Origin of the sequence: Pseudoalteromonas sp. S3785, from assembly GCF_005887365.1 — a bacterium.
GTDB lineage: Bacteria > Pseudomonadota > Gammaproteobacteria > Enterobacterales > Alteromonadaceae > Pseudoalteromonas.
Genome location: NZ_PNCT01000005.1, coordinates 122,675 through 142,107, shown reverse-complemented (window position 1 = coordinate 142,107; position 19,433 = coordinate 122,675). Strand labels below are relative to the sequence as shown.

Below are 19,433 nucleotides of genomic sequence, written 5' to 3'. Positions count from 1 at the left end.
GTAAACTTCATGAAAAATCCTTATTCAATGCCTAGCTTTTCTTTGTAAATCTTAAGTCGCTGTTCTGCCCTATCTACAAAATCTTGATAATACAAAATTTCAGAATATAGCTCCCCATATGCCTTACCAGTTTCAGGGTCTTCCAGCGAATCTGTGCTAAACCAACCTTTATCGCTTGGGAATTTTTTGTATCCTTTAAGACGCAATGGTTTTACGGTATCGCCAATAAGGTAACCGTAAAACTTTTTAATCCTACCTTTTGATTTCGCTGCCAACAGGTGAGCATATTCCATAAGATCACCCATGTAGTTATCCATCGATACACCGGGCGCTTTAAACTCAATGATAATCGCAGCTCCTTCTTGATTAAAAATCGCAATATCTGGTCTTTTTAGCTGGTTTTCACTTTCGTTTTTTTGAAATACCTCAGCAAGTGCAGCATCAATATCAGGTTCAAATAAGCTTTCGTTGTCGTTCCAAGGAATTGACGAAAGAGGCTTATCAGAAGCTATATGTTCAAAGTAGTGATACTCTTCGTTGAGTATCCAAATATCGTGATCAATCTTGTCGTTACTGTCTTTACCTGTTGGGAAAAAGATACTGTGAATTATTTTTTCGTTTTCTTTTCTGCCTTCACCAGATTGAACACTCAGTAACTTTTTAACCGCACAATTTAGAATTTCAATCATCGATGAACGTCTAACGACAAGTTGCGATAGGTTTGCCATGTCCATTTTTTGAATGGTAGAAGTGTACTTCCAAGACATTTCGTTAACTTTATCTCTAAAGTCATCTTTTCGAGGGTCTAGCTTTAGTAATCCCTGTTTTAGGTCAAAAAGCGCTGAAGTATCGTCAACAATTTCTTCTTGGTATTTTTTTAATACTCGTTTAGCAATGTCATCGGCAGAGTCACCGTATTTAACTTTTACCCTAGTATCGGTGAGCATCTTCGCAGATATACCAAATTTAGTTCCTGTTTCCTTGATCAAAGCATCTCTGTCAAAATCAGTAGGAGCTAATAGCTCTAATACATAATCTTCTATAGATTCGATAATATCTTGCATTGATGGGCCGTATGACATTAGTTCTACATTACCACTGCAAGAAGTTGGGATATCAAAATTATCTCGTCTAACATTTACATTCTGTTCCAGATAATCACTCTCAATTAAAACTAAATAAAACTTCCCGTTAATTGAACTCTTTCGATCTTTGGGGACTTTTAAGAATGTTTTGGTCAACGATTTTACAATTGATGAATTAGCACAAAGCGCAACATCGTGTTCAAATCCGGCAAATTCGCCTTCTAAAAATTCATATGTGCTGATAGAGAGTTTAAGCTCTTCATTTACTCCATCATTGCCATGACTACAAACAATGGGCATGTCAGGTACAGGCAGTTTTTTCGGCAAGTCATTTGCGGTTATTCGTTGAACTGGTTGTTGCTCCCCAAACAACGATGTATGCAACTCAATGCTGAAATCACCAATAACTTCTTTGAGCGTTATCAGTCTTTGAAGAAACGTTATAAAAACATGATGTTTAAGGTTTGCAGCAGAAAATTCATGAGGTAGATTTTTAGACCAAAAATGTTTTTTTATGGCTTGATCAGACAGCCCTGTCAGAGAGACCAATGTTTTAATTTCATCAGTTGGCGCATCTTCCAACTTAAATGATGCCTCTGAGATTTCCTTTGTGTTACTTGCTACATCAAGAGTCCGAAGCTTAAAAGTACCACCTGTATCAAAAACGCTTTCAATGTTTAATTTGTCAAAAAAGTGAAAGTACTGAACACGACCAGAACCAAAGCACTTGCCAATACCTTTGATCTTAAGATCATCTTTAAATGTAGAATCTTTAGTTACGAAAGCCTTAACTTGATTTTCACCAAGCCCAGCTCCGTTATCTTCACAAGTAATTTTTAAGCCAATTTCATCATCTGATACCAGATCAATCGCGTATAATTCTATGCCGAAGCGGATTGCTAAGGCGGGTATATCATTATTTGCATCTTTTCTAATAAGATATGAATCTATAGCGTTTGACATAAGTTCTTCAAACACAACAAATCTATTATCGCTAATTCTGGTATTTTTTTTACTTCCGCGAATATCAAGTGTCATCGGACTACCCCTCTTCTTCCTCAGTAGATGAGTATTGGACTAACATTTCACGATAACCTTCCATGTCATGCTGAAATACCATCTGGCTCGCTGTAAATTGAATGATATTACCGTTTCCTAGAGGCAAGTTGTAACCATCAAATTGTTCATCTAACCAATCGTTAAACTCTGGATAATCATCATATCGCAACCTATGAGCCACTTCAGGCTCTAAAGTTTCTTTATGCTTTTTATAAATACATGAAGCTAAACCATCCACAGAAGAAGCAATAAACTCAGCTTCGACCATTTTAATTGGATTAGTGTGATATCCATCATCACCGTGAGACGCTGCACCGTATCGATTTCTTAACTGACCAGTCACATTCACAATTTGCCCAGCTAACAAGCCCAACAGGTTGTTAATGTCGGTATTTTCACTAAAATCTAAATTATCTTTAACTGTTCTGAATAGTGGCCCAAACTCCAAGTTTGTGTTCGCCTCAGCAACACGATCATTAATTATTGTTTTAAAAATTGTTTCTAAAAAGGCTTTAGATAAATCCAAAGATAAAGGAGCATCCCTTTGAAGAAGTGCCGATTCAAGCCGTTCTTTTTGCTCAATTAGATGAACAGCTTCTTCGTTGCCAACTATTGCTCTGGTGCTCAATGGTAGTCTTAACGCATTTTCATTCATGGCTGAGATTTTCCATTGTAATTTCACCAGAGATTAATTTTGGCAATAAATAATCTCTAGTTTCAGTTAACGAATTAGTTTGCTTTATATTTTCAGTGATCTTGTCATAGTTGGTTCTAGCAATTGCTGTATAAGCATCTATAGCAGGCTTGGAAGGAACTACAAGCTTAATACTTCTAAACGTTTTTTTACTGATTTCCGCAAACGTTGTCCCGCCTGAAATGCCTTTGATTTCATCCATAATTGAATCAAGAAACTGCATCGTATATTCAGGCGTTAAGTTCTTTCCACACTGCAAGGCAATATAACCCTGATTAATTGCTAAAGGCACTTTTGCGAGTGCCAAGTACCCCACAGGTGCTCTAGACGACATCAACACAGTATCAACAGGTAATAAGCCTGAAGTAATTTTGGCTAAACCAGCTTCTGTTATCTTACGACTTGTATCTAATAAAATTTTTGAATTATTCCCAGACAAGTCTTTTGGTGATGTCCAGTGAATATCACCTCCATCCCAAAAATCAGGATTTTTTGTACTCGGTGTTGATCCACCTTTGATACCCAACTCGGCATCTGTACTTGAAACTCTCCAGCCTTTAGGTATCCAGCCTGCAATACCAATATTGGGTTCATCCGTTTGTTCAAATTCGCTTGGGAATAATGCGCGGATATCATCAGGCAGTGGTTTGCTCTTTGTTTCAGGAGAAGCTTGTAGCTGTTGAGCCTTCACTTTGTAAATAGCGCGTTGTTCAGCTTTGTGTTTCAGTGCTTCAGGAATCTCGTTGCCAGCGGCAAGGGCGTTGTCGATAACAGGATCAAAATCAACAAACCAACTTTTAAATAACACCTGTGCCATTTGTTCTAAAGTTTGGTTTGTTTGGCAATTTAGTTCGATTTTTTCATCTAAACACTTTAAAACTCCAGATACTCGCTTCTGTACCGCTAATTCTGGGTATGTAATAGTTAAGCGGCCTATCATTTCATTATTCAAACTTGCGCGAGTTGACATCGTTGAGAATGCAAGCATTTTCTGCCTAAATAACGGACTTCTTAAATAATATCCAACGTACTCAGGATGTAGTATTTTCTCCGTACCAGATTTTGGCCTTAATCTTTTTGTAAAGCCGTTAAAAGTAGCTTCAGGATAGTCTTTTAGCGCTACACTGCTCATTCCTAATTCATGCATTGTTTCGCTTGTTCGAGTTATAAAAACGTCTCCTTTTTTAACGGAACATGTGTTTCGCTCTTTATCTTCCGACAGTACAAGTTGTTCTAATTGATTAGGTAAAAATGTATTTCTAAACACATCCTTGAAAGATAAAAACGGGTAACCTTGGCCAAAATACTCAGCACCTTTAGATAACCCTGAACTGACATCGTAAACCTCAAGCAACGACAATTCAGACCATTTACCTGCCATAGCCCAACACCTCCAAGTTTTGACGAATTGCTTTATCTAACTCTTCAGCTTGTTCCATTTGGCTATATAAGGTCTGGCTTAATTCTTTCATTTTAACTTCAAAAGGAATGCCATCATCTTCTAATTCAGCAGCACCAACGTAACGACCCGGTGTTAATACAAAGTCGTTAGCTTTAATGTCTTCTAATGTGGCTGACTTACAAAAGCCTGCGATATCTTGGTATTTGCCATCTTTTTTCTCACCTCGCCATGCGTGATACGTTTTGGCAATTTCAGCGATATCGTCTGTGGTTAATTCTTTATGAACACGGCTGACCATAGTGCCCATTTCACGGGCATCGATAAACAAGGTTTCACCTTGACGGTCACGATAACCAAGTTCGGTATTCTCTTTTTTGTTTTTGGTGATAAACCACAAACAGACTGGAATTTGTGTGGTGTAGAAAAGCTGCCCCGGTAGTGCAATCATGCAATCAACCAAGTCGTTCTCGATAATTTTCTGGCGAATTGTGCCTTCACCACCAGTATTAGAACTCATTGAACCATTGGCTAGTACAAAACCTGCGGTGCCGTTTTCGCTCAGCTTTGAGATCATGTGCATGATCCACGCATAGTTAGCGTTGCCAGTGGGCGGCACTTCAAAACCTGACCAACGAGGATCGTCTACTAATTCGTTTTCTGCACGCCATTGCTTCTGGTTGAACGGTGGATTACTCAAAATATAGTCTGCTTTTAAATCAGGGTGCTGATCTTTAAAGAAGGTATCACCTGCAACATCACCTAAATTACCGTTAATACCACGCACAGCAAGATTCATTTTGGCTAATTTATGAGTTGTGCTGGTGTATTCCTGACCATAGATTGAGATGTTTTTCTTACTGCCTTTGTGACTATCAATAAACTTAAGCGATTGAACAAACATACCGCCACTTCCGCAGCACGGGTCGTATATCTTACCTTTGTAGGGTTCAAGCATTTCTGCAATCAAGGTTACTACAGATTTGGGCGTATAGAACTCACCACCACCTTTGCCTTCATTCGCGGCAAACTTACCAAGGAAGTACTCGTAAACACGCCCAACAAGGTCTTCTTCGGTCATATGACATTCGTTAGCAATGGTGTCGATGTTATTGATAGTATCAACTAATGCTGCAAGCTTACTTACATCGAGTCCTAATCGGGAAAAGTAGTTATCAGGCAATGCACCTTTAAGGGAAGCATTATTTTTCTCAACTGTATGTAAAGCAGTATCAATTTTTACTGCAATGTCATCTTGTTTAGCTTGTTTTTGAATAAACGACCAGCGAGCATCCTCAGGTAAGTAAAAAACATTGTCTTTGGTGTAAAAGTCCACCATGTTGACATAATCACCCATACCCTCTGCGACTAATTTTTCACGCTGTTTTTCAAATTTATCGCTAATAAATTTTAGGAAGATAAGGCTAAGTACAATATGCTTGTATTCTGAAGATTCGACACTACCACGAAGTTTATTAGCTGCATCCCAAAGTACTTCTTCAAAGCCTTTTGTGTTTTTTATGTCTTTTTTGTTATTAGTTGCTTTAGCCACGATAAATCCTTGTTTTTATAAAAGCGTCCGCTTTTTAATATAACGCTAATAGTATCGGATTTTAAAGCGAAATGTCAGTAAAGCTAAACACTCATAATATTGAATAATTGGAACAAACCCTATTTAGGATGGACACACAAATAAAAAAGGTGAACATTTCTGCTCACCTTTTGTAGAGTTATAGTTTAGGAAAAGAATTCCCAATCTTTAATGACTTTCCCAATCTATAATTATCATTCCCAAACTATAATAACTCTGATCAGTTCAAAAATTAGTCGCGATATGTCTCAACCGCTGGGCATGAACATACTAAGTTACGGTCGCCGTATACGTCATCTATACGTGTAACGGTTGGCCAGAACTTGTCTTTAGCAACACTTGGCACCGGGAATGCAGCGTAAAAACGGTCGTACGCACGGTCCCATTCGTTACCTAACACGTCAGCTTGTGTATGCGGTGCAAACACAAGTGGGTTGTTTTCGATTGACCATTCGCCAGAGATTACTTTGTCGATTTCGCCTTTGATTGACATCATTGCTTCGATAAAGCGGTCTATCTCGCCTTTTGACTCAGACTCTGTTGGCTCAATCATTAACGTGCCCGCAACTGGGAACGACATAGTGGGTGAATGGAAGCCGTAATCTTGTAGGCGCTTAGCGACGTCCATTTCAGTAATGCCTGACGCTTCTTTTAATGGGCGTAAGTCAACAATACATTCGTGCGCAACGCGGTTGTTACGGCCACGGTATAAAATTGGGAAGTGCTGGCTTAACTCATGCGTTAAGTAGTTAGCGTTCACAATGGCCATTTCGGTGGCTTGTTTTAAGCCCTCTGAGCCCATCATGGTAATGTAAGCCCATGAAATAGGTAAAATAGCGGCTGAACCGTAAGGCGCTGCTGATACTGCACCGTTGTTAATGTTTGTACCCGGTACGTTAATTACGCTGTGGTTTGGCATAAATGGCGCAAGGTGCGATTTAACACCAATTGGGCCTACACCTGGGCCGCCGCCACCGTGTGGAATACAAAACGTTTTGTGCAAGTTTAAGTGCGATACATCTGAGCCAATAAAACCTGGGCTTGTTACGCCTACTTGCGCGTTCATGTTTGCGCCATCCATGTAAACTTGGCCGCCGTGCTCGTGCACAATGTCACAAATTTCACGAATGGTTTCTTCGTAAACACCGTGTGTAGATGGGTATGTGATCATAATACACGATAGGTTTTCAGACACTTCTTCAGCTTTCGCTTTAAGGTCTACCATGTCTACGTTACCGTTTTTATCGCAATCAACCACAACAATTTTCATGCTGGCCATTTGCGCAGATGCAGGGTTAGTACCATGCGCTGAGCTTGGGATTAAACATACATTACGGTGCGCATCCCCACGTGACTCGTGGTATTTACGAATAGCAATTAAGCCTGCGTATTCACCTTGTGCGCCAGAGTTTGGCTGAAGTGAAACTGCATCGTAACCGGTAATGTTAACTAGCCAGTCGTGCAGCTCGTTAATCATTATTTGGTAACCTTCTGCTTGGTCTAGCGGACAGAATGGGTGAAGGTTTGCAAATTCAGGCCAAGTAATAGGGATCATCTCAGCGGTCGCATTTAGTTTCATAGTACATGAACCTAATGAGATCATTGAGTGGTTAAGCGCTAAATCTTTGTTTTCAAGGCGCTTAATGTAGCGAAGCATGTCTGTTTCGCTGTGGTAGCTGTTAAAGTTTGGATGCGTTAATACTTCGTCATCACGCACTAAGCTAGCTGGGATAGAGTTGCTGCCGTTTGCTTCAATATCAGCTGCAAGGCTGTCTACGCTAAGGCCATGGCCTTCGCCTAGTACAATATCAAATAACTGCGCTACGTCTTCACGTGTTGTGGTTTCTGAAACAGAAATTGAGTATTCGCCGTCGTGGTTTGTAGCAAAGTTAACGCCTTGTGCAATGGCACGTGCTATTACGTCGTCTTTACTGTCGCTTACTACTGTTAGCGTATCAAACCATGTGCTGTGCTTAAGGGCTAGACCTTTAGCTTTTAGGCCTGCAGCTAAAATATCAGCAAAGCGATGTATACGTTGCGCGATAGTTTTTAAGCCTTGTGGGCCGTGGTACACCGCGTAAAACGCGGCCATGTTGGCAAGTAGTACCTGCGCAGTACAAATGTTTGAATTGGCTTTGTCGCGGCGAATGTGTTGTTCGCGCGTTTGCATTGCCATACGTAGTGCGTCGTTACCTAAACGGTCTTTAGATACACCAATAATACGCCCTGGTAATGAACGTTTGTAAGCGTCACGTGTTGCAAAAAATGCAGCATGCGGGCCGCCGTAACCCATAGGTACGCCAAAACGCTGAGCCGAACCAAGTACTACGTCGGCACCTAATTTACCCGGTGCTTTTAATAGTAATAAGCTCATAATGTCGGCAGCAACACAGGCAATGGCCTTTTTGCTTTGTACGCCAGCAATTAGGTCGGTTACATCAACCACTTCACCTGTTGTTGATGGGTATTGGAAAAGTGCACCAAAAATGTCGTGGTTAACGGCATCGGTGGCTTTTCCTACAATTATTTCAAAGCCAAACTGCTCAGCACGGGTGCTTACTACGTCAATAGTTTGTGTGTGTACGTCGTCGGCGATAAAAAAGGCATTGGCTTTTTTAGCTTTAGATACGCGTTTTGCAAGGCCCATTGCCTCGGCAGCAGCAGTTGATTCGTCAAGTAACGAGGCACTTGCTAAATCAAGGCCTGTTAAATCTAGGGTCATAGTTTGAAAGTTTAATAACGACTCTAAACGCCCTTGCGCAATTTCTGGCTGGTACGGCGTGTACGCAGTATACCAACCTGGGTTTTCTAGTACGTTACGTAAAATTACGTGCGGTACGTGCGTTGGGTGGTAGCCTTGGCCAATGTACGATTTGAAAACTTTATTTTTGCTTGCTACCGATTTTAAGTAGCTTAGTGTTTCAACTTCAGTACGGCTTTCGCCAACTGTTAATGGCTGCGCTAAGCGAATGCTTGCAGGTACAGTTTGGTCGATCAGCTCTTGCACACTTGATACTTCTAAAGCACTTAGCATATCGCTTACTTGTGCTGGGCTTGGCCCAATGTGGCGGCGAATAAAATCTTGCTTTTGCTCTAACTGTTCAAGAGATTTGGCGTTTGACATGCGTCTAGATTCCTATGATCCTAAATACTAACGGGTAATTAGTATTGATTAAAATATGTGATGATTTAATAACTTACTGTGTATGGGAAATAGGCCGTTAAATCATAAAAGCCCCAGAAACAGTGAATGGGGCTTTTGTCATCTACTTAGAGTATTACTCTTCGTCGATTGTGTTAGCGTAGTCTTCTGCGCTAAGTAGGTTTTCAAGCTCTGACTCGTCAGTTGCTTTAATGCGGAATAACCAGCCGTCACCGTAAGGGTCGTTGTTAACCGTTTCTGGTGCGTCTTCTAGCTCTTCGTTAATCGCTACAATTTCGCCGCCAATTGGCGCGTAAATGTCTGATGCAGCTTTAACCGACTCTGCTACTGCACAGTCTTCGCCTGCATCTACTTCGTCGCCTACCTCAGGTAGCTCTACAAATACCATGTCGCCAAGCAGCTCTTGTGCATGCTCAGAAATACCCACAGTAAATGTACCGTCACCTTCGTTGCGAACCCACTCGTGAGAAGAGGCGTATTTTAAATCGCTAGGGATATTGCTCATTATTTTGTTCCTTTGGTTTATATTGGGAGGATACCAATCACAAAAATATTGTGATTGGTATAACCAAATTTTTAAATGATTGATTTGCCGTTACGTACAAAGCTAGGCTTTACTACTTTAACGTTAACTAATTTTTTGCGCATTTCTACTTGGGCTGTATCCCCTGTTGAACGCGGTACACGTGCAAGGGCTACACTAAAACCAAGCGTTGGTGAGAAAGTACCTGAGGTAATAACGCCTTCTCCACCTTCAACGATTACTTTTGAGCCGCTACGCAATACGCCTTTTTCTTCAAGCACTAGGCCAACAAGTTTGTCGGTGCTTTTTTCAGCGCGTTGCTTAACAAGTACGTCACGACCAATAAAGTCACGATCTTCTGGTTCCCATGCAATAGTCCATGCCATGTTAGCTGCAAGTGGCGATACGCTCTCGTCCATATCTAGGCCGTAAAGGTTCATACCTGCTTCTAAACGTAGCGTGTCGCGTGCACCTAAACCAGCAGGCTTAACCCCTGCATCTAACAGTTGCTGCCATAAATCAGCTGCTTGGTCGTTCGGTACTACAATTTCGTAACCGTCTTCGCCAGTATAACCCGTTGTGGCAATAAATAAATCACCCACTTGTACACCAAAAAATGGCTTCATCCCTTCAACAGCGGCTTGTTGCTCGGCATTTAAAAGTGTGGCTGTTTTTGCTTTTGCGTTAGGGCCTTGTACTGCAATCATTGCAAACTCTGGGCGCTCAGTAACGCTTACTGTAAAGTCGGCAGATACCTTAGCTAAGTGTGCTAAATCTTTTTCGCGGGTGGCAGAATTTACCACTAAACGGTAAAAGGTTTCGCTAAAGTAGTAAATAATTAAGTCGTCGATTACGCCGCCTTGCTCGTTAAGCATGCCAGTGTAAAGCGCTTTACCGGGGACAGTTAATTTTGCCACGTCGTTTGCTACTAACTTACGTAAAAATGCTTTTGCTTGCTCGCCTTCAACATCCACAATCGTCATGTGCGATACGTCAAACATACCTGCATCGGTACGCACGGCATTGTGTTCTTCTATTTGTGAGCCGTAGTTGATTGGCATTTCCCAGCCATGAAAATCAACCATTTTTGCGCCTGCTTCAAGGTGCTTAGCATGTAGTACAGTTTTAGAAGTCATAACATTCCTTCACTTTTAAATTAACCCTGTGCGGGCGTGGCTTAAATAGGTTTAACTAAACAGGCAAACATAGTTATGTTTACCGGTTATTTTATGTATTAAGCAGCTTGGTTTTGCATTAGTGCAAAACCTTGTGCTTGTAAGTGCTGTTGCCATTTTTGTAGTGCTTGTTGCTTGGCGACTAACACAAAATGTTGTTCGTCGTCTTTGTCTATTGCAGTAATAAATACATCACCGCTTTGTGCGCCATAGCATAGTTGCGGGTTTGATAAACGCAGCCCTGGCGTTAATTTAAACGCGCTAATTAGGGCATCAAAGGCATTTTCTCCACACAGCGCAAGGGTTGCAAGGTCGCTACGTAGTACATAGTCAATATCAAAACGAAGTTGTTGTTCGTTTATAAGTGCTTGTAATTGCAAGCTTGCGCTGTGCGGTAATACAAATCTAAATGCGGTTTCGCTAAAGTAATAAACAGCAAAGCTATAGTCTGAATTTAAATCGCCATCAAGCGTGCCTTTTAGGCCTAAGCCGCTGGCTGTAAGCTTTGTTAGATCTAACCCTAAAATAGTGCTTAAAAATACACTGGTTTCACTGCCACTAAAGTCCATTACAACCAGGTTGTTATTAGCTTGCACGGCATTAGTCACTGCACTTGCAGCATTGCTGTGGCGGGCAAACATTATTGGGTTAAAAGTCATAACAAACACCTGTGTATTTTTGATACCAAAAGTATATTGCGCCACTGTGACAACAACAAATTGTAATTATTAATCAATTGATAAATAATACTTATATATATGGCTATATAAATTGTAATTTTAAATATGAAAAACATATCAACCGACAGTTTGCGTACCTTTGTAATGGTTGTTGAAGTAGGTGGATTTGCAAAAGCCGGCGACCTGCTGGGCTTGTCGCAGCCTGCGGTAAGCTTGCAAATTAAACGCCTTGAAGATTTACTCGGTTATAAATTATTTAAAAAACAAGGCCAGCGCCAAGTGCTTAATCAGTACGGTGAGCTACTTTTGCCTATGGCAAAACAAATGATGCAGTATAACGATGCTATTTTGCAGCAATTCACCTCAGAGAGCATAACCGGTAAGGTGCGCTTGGGTATTCCTAGCGAATTTGCTGCGCGTATTTTGCCCTCTATCATTGGTGACTTTGTTTCGCTTTATCCAGAGGTATCGTTAGAAGTTAAATCACGCTTGAGTAAGCATTTGCTGTCGGCTTCAAGGCAGGATCAATTTGATCTTGTTTTAGCGCTTAACGAGCGCCTTAATTCAGACAAGTTTCCTATTTTTATGCAAGATGAGCTAGTTTGGGTGGGCGATTTAGCGCAGGCTAAAAATGAGGTTGTTACCTTAGTAACTGCGCCCGAGGGCTGTATTTATAGGCGCCGTGCTACCGATGCACTTAAAAGCGCAGGTATTAAGTATCGTATTGTATACAGTAATGCCGACTTAACTGGGTTAATAGCCGCCATAAAAGAGGGATTAGGAATTACTGTGCTGGCTAAAAGCACGGTACCAAGCGATCTTAATTTTCAGGTACAAAGTAAACATTTACCTGCCCTTGGTAGCATAGGCATTAGCTTAATAAAAAGCGGGGGGGAGTCGGAGCACGCGGTAGACAAACTCGCTGAGTTTATAGCCTTACGTTTAGGCTATTAATCTACGTTTAATACTAATTTAACAGCCTGAAAATAAAAACGCCGAGATTAAATAAACCTCGGCGTTTTACTCATTTTGCGTTAGGTTTTTACCAATACGCAATATAATAGAGCAACTTAGTTATTTGCGTTACGTTGGCGTAGCACTTCAAATAAACAAATACCGGTAGCTACCGATACATTTAAGCTAGACACAGTACCTGCCATTGGAATTTTAACTAACACATCGCAATGCTCACGCGTTAAACGGCGCATGCCCTCACCTTCTGCGCCCATTACAATGGCCATTGGCCCAGTCAAGTTTGCATCAAACACGTGGGTGTCTGTTTCGCCCGCAGTGCCCACAACCCATACGCCTGCATCTTTAATTTCACGCAGCGTACGTGCAAGGTTTGTTACCTGAATAAGTGGTACGGTTTCGGCTGCGCCACAGGCTACTTTACGTGCTGTGCCGTTAAGCTTGGCCGATTTATCTTTAGGTACAATAATGGCGTGTACGCCTGCAGCATCGGCACTACGTAAGCAAGCACCTAAATTATGCGGATCGGTTATGCCATCTAACACCAATAAAAACGGCGTGTCTTCGCGAGCAATGATCTCATCTAAATCTTTTTCGTTATACACACGCGCTGCTTTTACATTAGCAATTATACCTTGGTGTTGCTCACCGTTTGCTTTGTTGTCTAACGCTTTTCGCTGCATAAATTGTACAGAAATACCGAATTTACGTGCTTCATTAATAATCGGGGTTAAGCGCTTATCATCACGGCCTTTTAGGGCATAAATTTCTAAAAAACGCTCTGGCTCTTTTGCTAAAATTGCTTCAACAGAGTGAAAGCCAAAAATTAATTCATTACTCACGTATTATTTGCTCCTGAGCTATTACGTTTACGGGCATTTTTGCCTGGTCTTTTAGGCTTTTTAACAGCCTTTTTTTTCGATTTTTTCTTAGCGGTGGTTTTTTCAGCGGCTTTTTTACCGGCTGGCTTTGCGCCAGACTTACCTGCAGGTTTACTTTTGCTGGCTGGTTTTTTACCTGCTTTAGGTTTTTCATCACCTGATGTGTTTTTTCCAGGGATTTTACCCGCTTTAAGCTGCGATCTTACACTTGCCGGTACATGGCTTGGTTTACCGCGCCCTTTAGCTGCACCACGGCGACGGGCGTATCTATCTTGAGCTACATCACCACTGAGCGTTAAATTTATACGGCGCTCATCTAAACTTACCGAAGCCACTTGCACTGTTACTTTGTCACCAAGGCGGTAAACGGTATGTGTATGCTCACCAATAAGGGTGTGTTTTGCCCCATCATGATGGAAGTATTCCTCACCTAAATTAGTAACATGGATCAGTCCATCAATTTGTAAGTCGTCTAGGCGTATAAATAAACCAAAGTTAGTAACGGATGAAATAACCCCATTAAACTCATCACCCACGTGGTCTTGCATAAACTCACATTTAAGCCAGTCGGCAACTTCACGCGTTGCGTCGTCTGCGCGGCGCTCGGTGGTTGAACACTGCTCGCCTAGTTGGTCTACTTCATCATCGGTGTACGCGTATGCGCCCGATGTTTGCTGACCTTGTGCTTTTATTACCGCTTTAATTGCACGGTGTACCACTAAATCAGGGTAACGGCGAATCGGTGAGGTAAAGTGTGCGTACGCAGGCAACGCTAAGCCAAAGTGGCCTATGTTATCTGGCTGATAAACCGCTTGCTTCATAGAGCGAAGTAGCATGGTTTGAATAAGCTCGGCCTCTGGGCGGTCGCCTAAACGGGCTAACACTTGGGTAATTTCTTTCGGTGTTGGCTCATCACTTAATGTGCTTTGAATGCCAAGTTCACTTAAAAACTGCGTAAAGTTACCTAGTTTTTCTTGATCTGGCTCATCGTGCACACGGTAAAGCGCACTGGCTTCGTGTTTTTCTAATAATTTAGCCGCCGATACATTGGCTAAAATCATACATTCTTCAATCAGTTTGTGCGCATCGTTACGAACAACCGGCACAATTGATTCTATTTTACGGTGTGCGTTAAATACAAAACGCGTTTCGAGCGTTTCAAACTCAATAGCACCACGGGCTTGGCGTGCCGATTTAAGCGCCATATACATTTGCTGTAAATCAGTTAAATGTGGCACAACAGGTGCGTATTCTTCGCGTAGTTTTTCATCGCCTTGTAAAATGGCATTTACTTTGGTGTAAGTTAAACGCGCATGCGAGTTCATCACCGCTTCGTAAAACTTATAACCCGAAAGCTTACCTGTATCTGATACCGTCATTTCGGCCACCATACAAAGGCGGTCTACTTTAGGGTTAAGCGAACACAAACCGTTAGACAACACTTTTGGCAGCATTGGAATTACTTGCTCAGGAAAATACACTGAGTTACCACGGGCTATCGCTTCTTTATTTAGCGGCGTGTTCATACCTACATAATGCGATACATCGGCAATGGCTACCCATAAGCGCCAGCCACCCGATTTTTTACGCTCACAATATACGGCATCATCAAAGTCGCGAGCGTCTTCACCATCTATGGTGACCAGTGGCAGATCGCGTAAATCTACACGGCCTTGTTTGTCGGCTTCATCAACAAACTCACCTAAATGAGCAACTTGCTCTTCCACTTCTTCTGGCCAAACATGAGGAATATCGTGATTGCGCAGTGCCACTTCTATTTCCATACCTGGCGCTAAGTGCTCGCCCAGTACGTCAATAATTTTACCTACCGCGTTCATGTTACGGCTAGGGTTTTGAGTGATTTGCACTTGCACCATTTGGTTATGGCGCGCGCCGTTTTCACTGCCTGGCAGAATAATAATATCTTGGGTAATACGTGGGTCTTCGGCTACAACAACTGCAATACCATGCTCAACAAAGTAACGCCCCACAATAGGTGCGCGCTCATTGGTAAGGACTTTAATTATGCGGGCATCACATTTTGAGCCTGAGCCACGTTTTGTGCCTTTAGCAAGTACAATGTCACCATGCAACACCATGTTCATTTGATGCTTGGCTATAAACCAATCTTTGCTCTCGCCTTCAACTTCTAAAAAGCCAAAACCGTCTCTGTGGCCAATTACTTTGCCTTTGGTTAAACCGGCTTCGTCAATTAGGGCGTAACATTTAAACTTATTAAAATACAATTGGCCATCGCGCTCCATGGCGCGAAGGCGGCGCTTAAATGCAATTTGGCGTTCGGTATCGTTTACAGCTAATTCATCACAAAGTTGCGTGAAGTTAGCAGGTTTTGAACGCTCTTGAAGGTGAGTAAGTATAAACTCACGACTAGGGACTGGGTTTTCGTACTTTTCTTGTTCTCGGCTGAGATTTGGATCTTGGTTTGACATTCACTATCTTGTTAGTTGGTTATGTAGGTATTTTAACCCATATACGTAAAATGAGACAGGTAAAAGCGTATGAAACTTTTAATAAACCGTTTAATGAGTAAAACATACGCTCTATGGCCTTAATCATCACTTAATATAAGCGCGACTATAACCAGCCTTTTTGCTTGGCAATACGCGCTGCATCTACACGGTTAGTGGCGTTGAGTTTTGCGATAGCATCGGATAAATAATTACGAGTTGTGCCCTCGCTTATAAACAGCTGTTTGGCTATCTCGCTTGTTTTTAAGCCATCGCTTGCAAGCTTAAGGGCTTTGCGCTCTTTATCGGTGAGCGGGTCGGCGTCATCAAGTGCGTTAATGGCAAGCTCTGGGTCTATCACCTTTTGCCCTTGCATTACTTTTTTAAGTGCATTGATAAGCTCATCACTTGGTGCTTCTTTTAAAATAAACCCTTTAACACCTAGGGCAAGCGAGCGCCTTATATAACCCGCTCGCGAAAACGTGGTCATAATAACCATTTTAATAGACGGGAACGTGGCCGCTATTTGCTCACTTAGCTCTATACCGCTCATGTGTGGCATTTCAATATCGGTTAAAATTATGTCTGGTAATGCCTCATCGGCCAGTGCTTTTATTGCATTAAGGGCATCTTGACCGTTACTGGCTTGGCCTATCACTTCGATATTAAAATCAAGGCTTAACAATGCCCCTACTGCGTCGCGCACGAGTGCTTGATCTTCTACTAAATATACTTTGATCATTGTTAATCCTTAGCTGAAATTGGCAGCATTACGTTTAAAGTAAACTTATCGCCACAAGTAAACGTGGCATGGCCATTAAGTTGCTCTGCGCGCTCTTTAATACCATTTAAACCGTTACCTGCGTTTAACGTGCTGCAAGGTGCGTTATCAACCACACTTATATGCAGCTGATGCTGTGTTTGCTCTATGTGTATCTCACAGTTTTTATTACTGCTATGGCGCAATAAATTAGTGACCGCTTCTTTAATTATAAGCCCTGCGATCCCTTCTACTTTAGGAGGCAAGGTATTTAATACAACATTAAAGTTAACGTTAAAATCTTGCTCTATTAGCCTTTGTTTTAGTTGTACTATTTGGCTTATTAAATTAAGTTGCTTTAAATCGCTCACGGCGTTTCTTACATCGCTAAGTAACTGCCTTGCCAGATCTGCCACTTGTGCTATTTCGTTATTGGCTTGCTCGTATCGCTCGCCTTGGTTTAGCTTATTAGCAAGTTCGGCTTTTAATGCAATAGATGAAAGTGAGTGGCCTAAAATGTCGTGCAGGTCGCGGGCTATTCGCTCACGCTCTGCAATAGCGGCTAACTGCTCTAATTGGTTTGCGCTTTCTTGTTCGCGCTTTTTATGCAGGCGCTCCTTTTGAGTTGCAATGCCAAAGGCCAACAACGCTCCTGAAATTAATAAAGTGCCGGCTAAAAAGTATTTTATGTTTTCTATATCAGCTAAATATGCACTTAACGCCACTGTAAAAATAAGACTAAAAACGGCATATAACCTGCTTTTTTTAACATACGATTCACCCGCTATAAACGCGATAAAACCATATAAAGTAGAGGTGCCTGTGGTATAAAATGTGGCGCTAAAACATACCAAAAGCATAACAATAAACAATGTTGTTATGTGCTTTGTTTCACAGTGCATGGCTTTTATGTAAAGCAAAATAAATACAATATAAAACGCCACACTCATTACAATGGTATTGACTGGCAAGTTAGATAGATTAAAAAGAGTCGGAAGCAAATAAAACCCAGTAAAAATTAAAGGTGCGTATTCCCAAAACTTTTTATTACTGGGCTTTGAAAGCGTATTTGTTGTACTCATACCAGTGCCCCTAGTTCATTGTTATTGCTTATAACATTATTTTTATTAATAAATATAAATAACACAAAAATACTAATGAGTATAAAGTAATCATTTATTGAAACACTAAAGCTAAGTGATTCTAAAAACTCACTAATAGCGAGACTTATTAAAATTAACGTATTCATAGCCACCTCCCATTAAGATAAGTTAACTATGCCAAAGCCAAAAAATAATAAGCGTGTCAAATGTCATCAACTTTGCTGACATTTGTCATGTTTTAAAAATTTCATCCTGTGAGTTCGCACCCAGTGATAAGATAATAAAAAAAGGAGTTCTCATTTAAATGCAGCCACAACAGCAAAGCCTGATTTACTTACATATTGCCGTATTACTTTTTGGGGGCACCGCCCTGTTTGCAAAGTTAATAGGGTTAAATGCCATTGATATTACAGTGTACCGTACCGCTATTGCTGGTATGGCACTTTTAGCGATGCTGTATTTTCAAAAAAAACACATTAAGTTAAACAAGCCAAAAGACTACCTTATTGCGTTATTTTTAGGTGTGGCAGTAGGCATGCATTGGGTTACTTACTTTGCGGGTATGCAAATGGCGGGCGTAACCGTCGGCATGCTGGCTTTTTTTAGTTATCCAGTAATGACGGTGTTCTTAGAGCCCTTGTTTAATAAAAGCAGGCCCCAAGCAAAAGATATTGTAAGCGCAGCGGTGGTTGTAGTTGGTATATATTTACTCGTGCCCAGTGTCAATTTGGGTGACGATGTAACCTTAGGGGTTATTATGGGTGTGGTATCAGCGTTGTTTTTTTCGATTAGAAATATTACCCATAAACGTTTTTTTAGCCAGTATGGCGGCCCACAAACCATGTTTTACCAAACCTTAGTGGCAAGTGTTATGCTTTGCGCTTTTATTGAAGTGCCGGTGTATGAGGTGAGTAACCACGACCTTATTTTAATTGCTGTGGCGGGTATTATTTTTACCGCTACACCGCACTCGCTATTTGCAGCGAGTTTAAAACACTTATCGGCCGCTACTGCTGGGTTAATTTCGTGCTTGCAGCCGCTTTATGGCACGTTGCTGGCTATTGTTATTATTCATGAACGCCCAACGCTACTAACACTTATTGGTGGGGCACTCATAGTCAGTGCAGCCTGTTTTGAAACATGGTCTATTACTCAAAAGGCTAAAAAATGAAAATATTTGCGCATCGAGGGGCAAGTGGCCATTACCCAGAAAACACTAAAAGCGCTATTTTAGAAGCGTTAAATGTGGGAGTAGATGGTATTGAAGTTGATATTCAAAGTGCGCTTGATGATTATATGCTCATACACGACTCGTGGTTAGATAGAACCACCAGCGGGCACGGAAAAGTAAGCGACTTTACGGCGCAGCAACTAAGCCAGCTGGATGCCGGTAACGGCGAGCAAATTCCCACTTTACAGCAATTACTCGATTGGAATAACAATAAAACATTACTCAATATAGAGCTAAAACATACCTTTGAGCTTGAAAAGTTTGTCAGCATTTTAAATAGTAATATTGCTAAAGGCATTATTACTAAAGGTAATATTTTAGTGTCGTCGTTTGATCACCATCAAATTCATTGGCTAAAAAATAGGTTAGCGTGGTTACAGATTGGCGCATTAACCTCATCAATTCCATTAGATTATGCACAGTTTGCACAAAAGCTTAATGCGTTTAGTGTTCATGTAGACAAAAGCTTTGTAAATAAAGCCTTTGTAGATGATGCCATAGCGCGGGGTTTACACGTTTACGCCTACACCGTAGATAGACCCGAAGACATAGATTTTATGCTTAAAATTGGGGTGCATGGTATTTTTACTAATTACCCTGCTCGGTCTAAAAAATATTTAGCAAACATTATTACTTGAGTTAACGGTAA

At 41.3% G+C, this 19,433-nt stretch carries 16 protein-coding genes; 3 read left to right on the top strand and 13 right to left on the bottom strand.

The features are described from left to right. Positions 1 to 20: 20 nt before the first annotated feature. The 8 genes from CWC17_RS02145 to CWC17_RS02110 all read right to left on the bottom strand — a co-directional run bounded on the left by CWC17_RS02145 (position 21) and on the right by CWC17_RS02110 (position 11,348). On the bottom strand, positions 21 to 2,123 hold the full coding sequence (locus tag CWC17_RS02145; protein WP_138611967.1) for a hypothetical protein: 2,103 nt from the start codon (positions 2,121 to 2,123) through the stop codon (positions 21 to 23). A gap of 4 nt (positions 2,124 to 2,127) precedes the next feature. Continuing rightward, entirely contained in the window at positions 2,128 to 2,799 is a 672-nt protein-coding gene (locus CWC17_RS02140) for an abortive infection family protein (RefSeq protein ID WP_138611966.1), read from the bottom strand. Then, entirely contained in the window at positions 2,792 to 4,219 is a 1,428-nt protein-coding gene (locus CWC17_RS02135) for a restriction endonuclease subunit S (RefSeq protein WP_138611965.1), read from the bottom strand. The genes CWC17_RS02140 and CWC17_RS02135 overlap by 8 nt, the downstream gene beginning before the upstream one ends. Next, on the bottom strand, positions 4,209 to 5,789 hold the full coding sequence (locus CWC17_RS02130; protein WP_138611964.1) for a class I SAM-dependent DNA methyltransferase: 1,581 nt from the start codon (positions 5,787 to 5,789) through the stop codon (positions 4,209 to 4,211). Before CWC17_RS02130 ends, CWC17_RS02135 begins: the two co-directional genes overlap by 11 nt. A gap of 271 nt (positions 5,790 to 6,060) precedes the next feature. Further along, entirely contained in the window at positions 6,061 to 8,952 is a 2,892-nt protein-coding gene (gene gcvP, locus CWC17_RS02125; protein WP_138611963.1) for an aminomethyl-transferring glycine dehydrogenase, read from the bottom strand. A gap of 154 nt (positions 8,953 to 9,106) precedes the next feature. After that, on the bottom strand, positions 9,107 to 9,496 hold the full coding sequence (gene gcvH / locus CWC17_RS02120; protein WP_055017488.1) for a glycine cleavage system protein GcvH: 390 nt from the start codon (positions 9,494 to 9,496) through the stop codon (positions 9,107 to 9,109). A 71-nt stretch (positions 9,497 to 9,567) separates the two neighbouring features. Continuing rightward, the gene (gene gcvT, locus CWC17_RS02115) at positions 9,568 to 10,650 is read right to left on the bottom strand and encodes a glycine cleavage system aminomethyltransferase GcvT (RefSeq protein WP_138611962.1); all 1,083 of its coding nucleotides are present in this window, start codon (positions 10,648 to 10,650) and stop codon (positions 9,568 to 9,570) included. A 98-nt stretch (positions 10,651 to 10,748) separates the two neighbouring features. Continuing rightward, the gene (locus tag CWC17_RS02110; protein WP_138611961.1) at positions 10,749 to 11,348 is read right to left on the bottom strand and encodes a hypothetical protein; all 600 of its coding nucleotides are present in this window, start codon (positions 11,346 to 11,348) and stop codon (positions 10,749 to 10,751) included. A gap of 126 nt (positions 11,349 to 11,474) precedes the next feature. On the opposite strand from CWC17_RS02110, the gene CWC17_RS02105 reads away from it, so the two are divergent. Continuing rightward, entirely contained in the window at positions 11,475 to 12,323 is an 849-nt protein-coding gene (locus tag CWC17_RS02105) for a LysR family transcriptional regulator (RefSeq protein WP_138541349.1), read from the top strand. Positions 12,324 to 12,439: 116 nt separating this feature from the next. Here CWC17_RS02105 and rlmB read toward each other — a convergent pair whose 3' ends face one another. From rlmB to CWC17_RS19330, 5 genes are all read right to left on the bottom strand, one after another. Then, on the bottom strand, positions 12,440 to 13,183 hold the full coding sequence (gene rlmB, locus CWC17_RS02100) for a 23S rRNA (guanosine(2251)-2'-O)-methyltransferase RlmB (protein WP_055014146.1): 744 nt from the start codon (positions 13,181 to 13,183) through the stop codon (positions 12,440 to 12,442). Beyond that, positions 13,180 to 15,672 carry a ribonuclease R gene (gene rnr, locus CWC17_RS02095; protein WP_138611960.1) on the bottom strand — a complete coding sequence of 831 codons (2,493 nt, stop codon included), beginning with the start codon at positions 15,670 to 15,672 and terminating at the stop codon, positions 13,180 to 13,182. Before rnr ends, rlmB begins: the two co-directional genes overlap by 4 nt. Before the next feature lie 145 nt (positions 15,673 to 15,817). Then, positions 15,818 to 16,432, bottom strand: a complete 615-nt coding sequence (locus tag CWC17_RS02090) for a response regulator transcription factor (protein WP_138611959.1) — start codon at positions 16,430 to 16,432, stop codon at positions 15,818 to 15,820. 2 nt (positions 16,433 to 16,434) lie between these two features. Then, positions 16,435 to 17,532, bottom strand: coding sequence for a sensor histidine kinase (locus tag CWC17_RS02085; protein ID WP_138611958.1), 1,098 nt, complete (start codon positions 17,530 to 17,532; stop codon positions 16,435 to 16,437). Continuing rightward, positions 17,529 to 17,699 carry a hypothetical protein gene (locus CWC17_RS19330; protein WP_171042064.1) on the bottom strand — a complete coding sequence of 57 codons (171 nt, stop codon included), beginning with the start codon at positions 17,697 to 17,699 and terminating at the stop codon, positions 17,529 to 17,531. Before CWC17_RS19330 ends, CWC17_RS02085 begins: the two co-directional genes overlap by 4 nt. A gap of 158 nt (positions 17,700 to 17,857) precedes the next feature. Between CWC17_RS19330 and CWC17_RS02080 the strand changes: the two genes are divergently transcribed. Beyond that, positions 17,858 to 18,724: a DMT family transporter gene (locus tag CWC17_RS02080; protein ID WP_138611957.1), complete on the top strand. Its 867-nt coding sequence runs from the start codon at positions 17,858 to 17,860 to the stop codon at positions 18,722 to 18,724. Continuing rightward, on the top strand, positions 18,721 to 19,422 hold the full coding sequence (locus CWC17_RS02075) for a glycerophosphodiester phosphodiesterase (protein WP_138611956.1): 702 nt from the start codon (positions 18,721 to 18,723) through the stop codon (positions 19,420 to 19,422). The genes CWC17_RS02080 and CWC17_RS02075 overlap by 4 nt, the downstream gene beginning before the upstream one ends. Positions 19,423 to 19,433 lie beyond the last annotated feature (11 nt).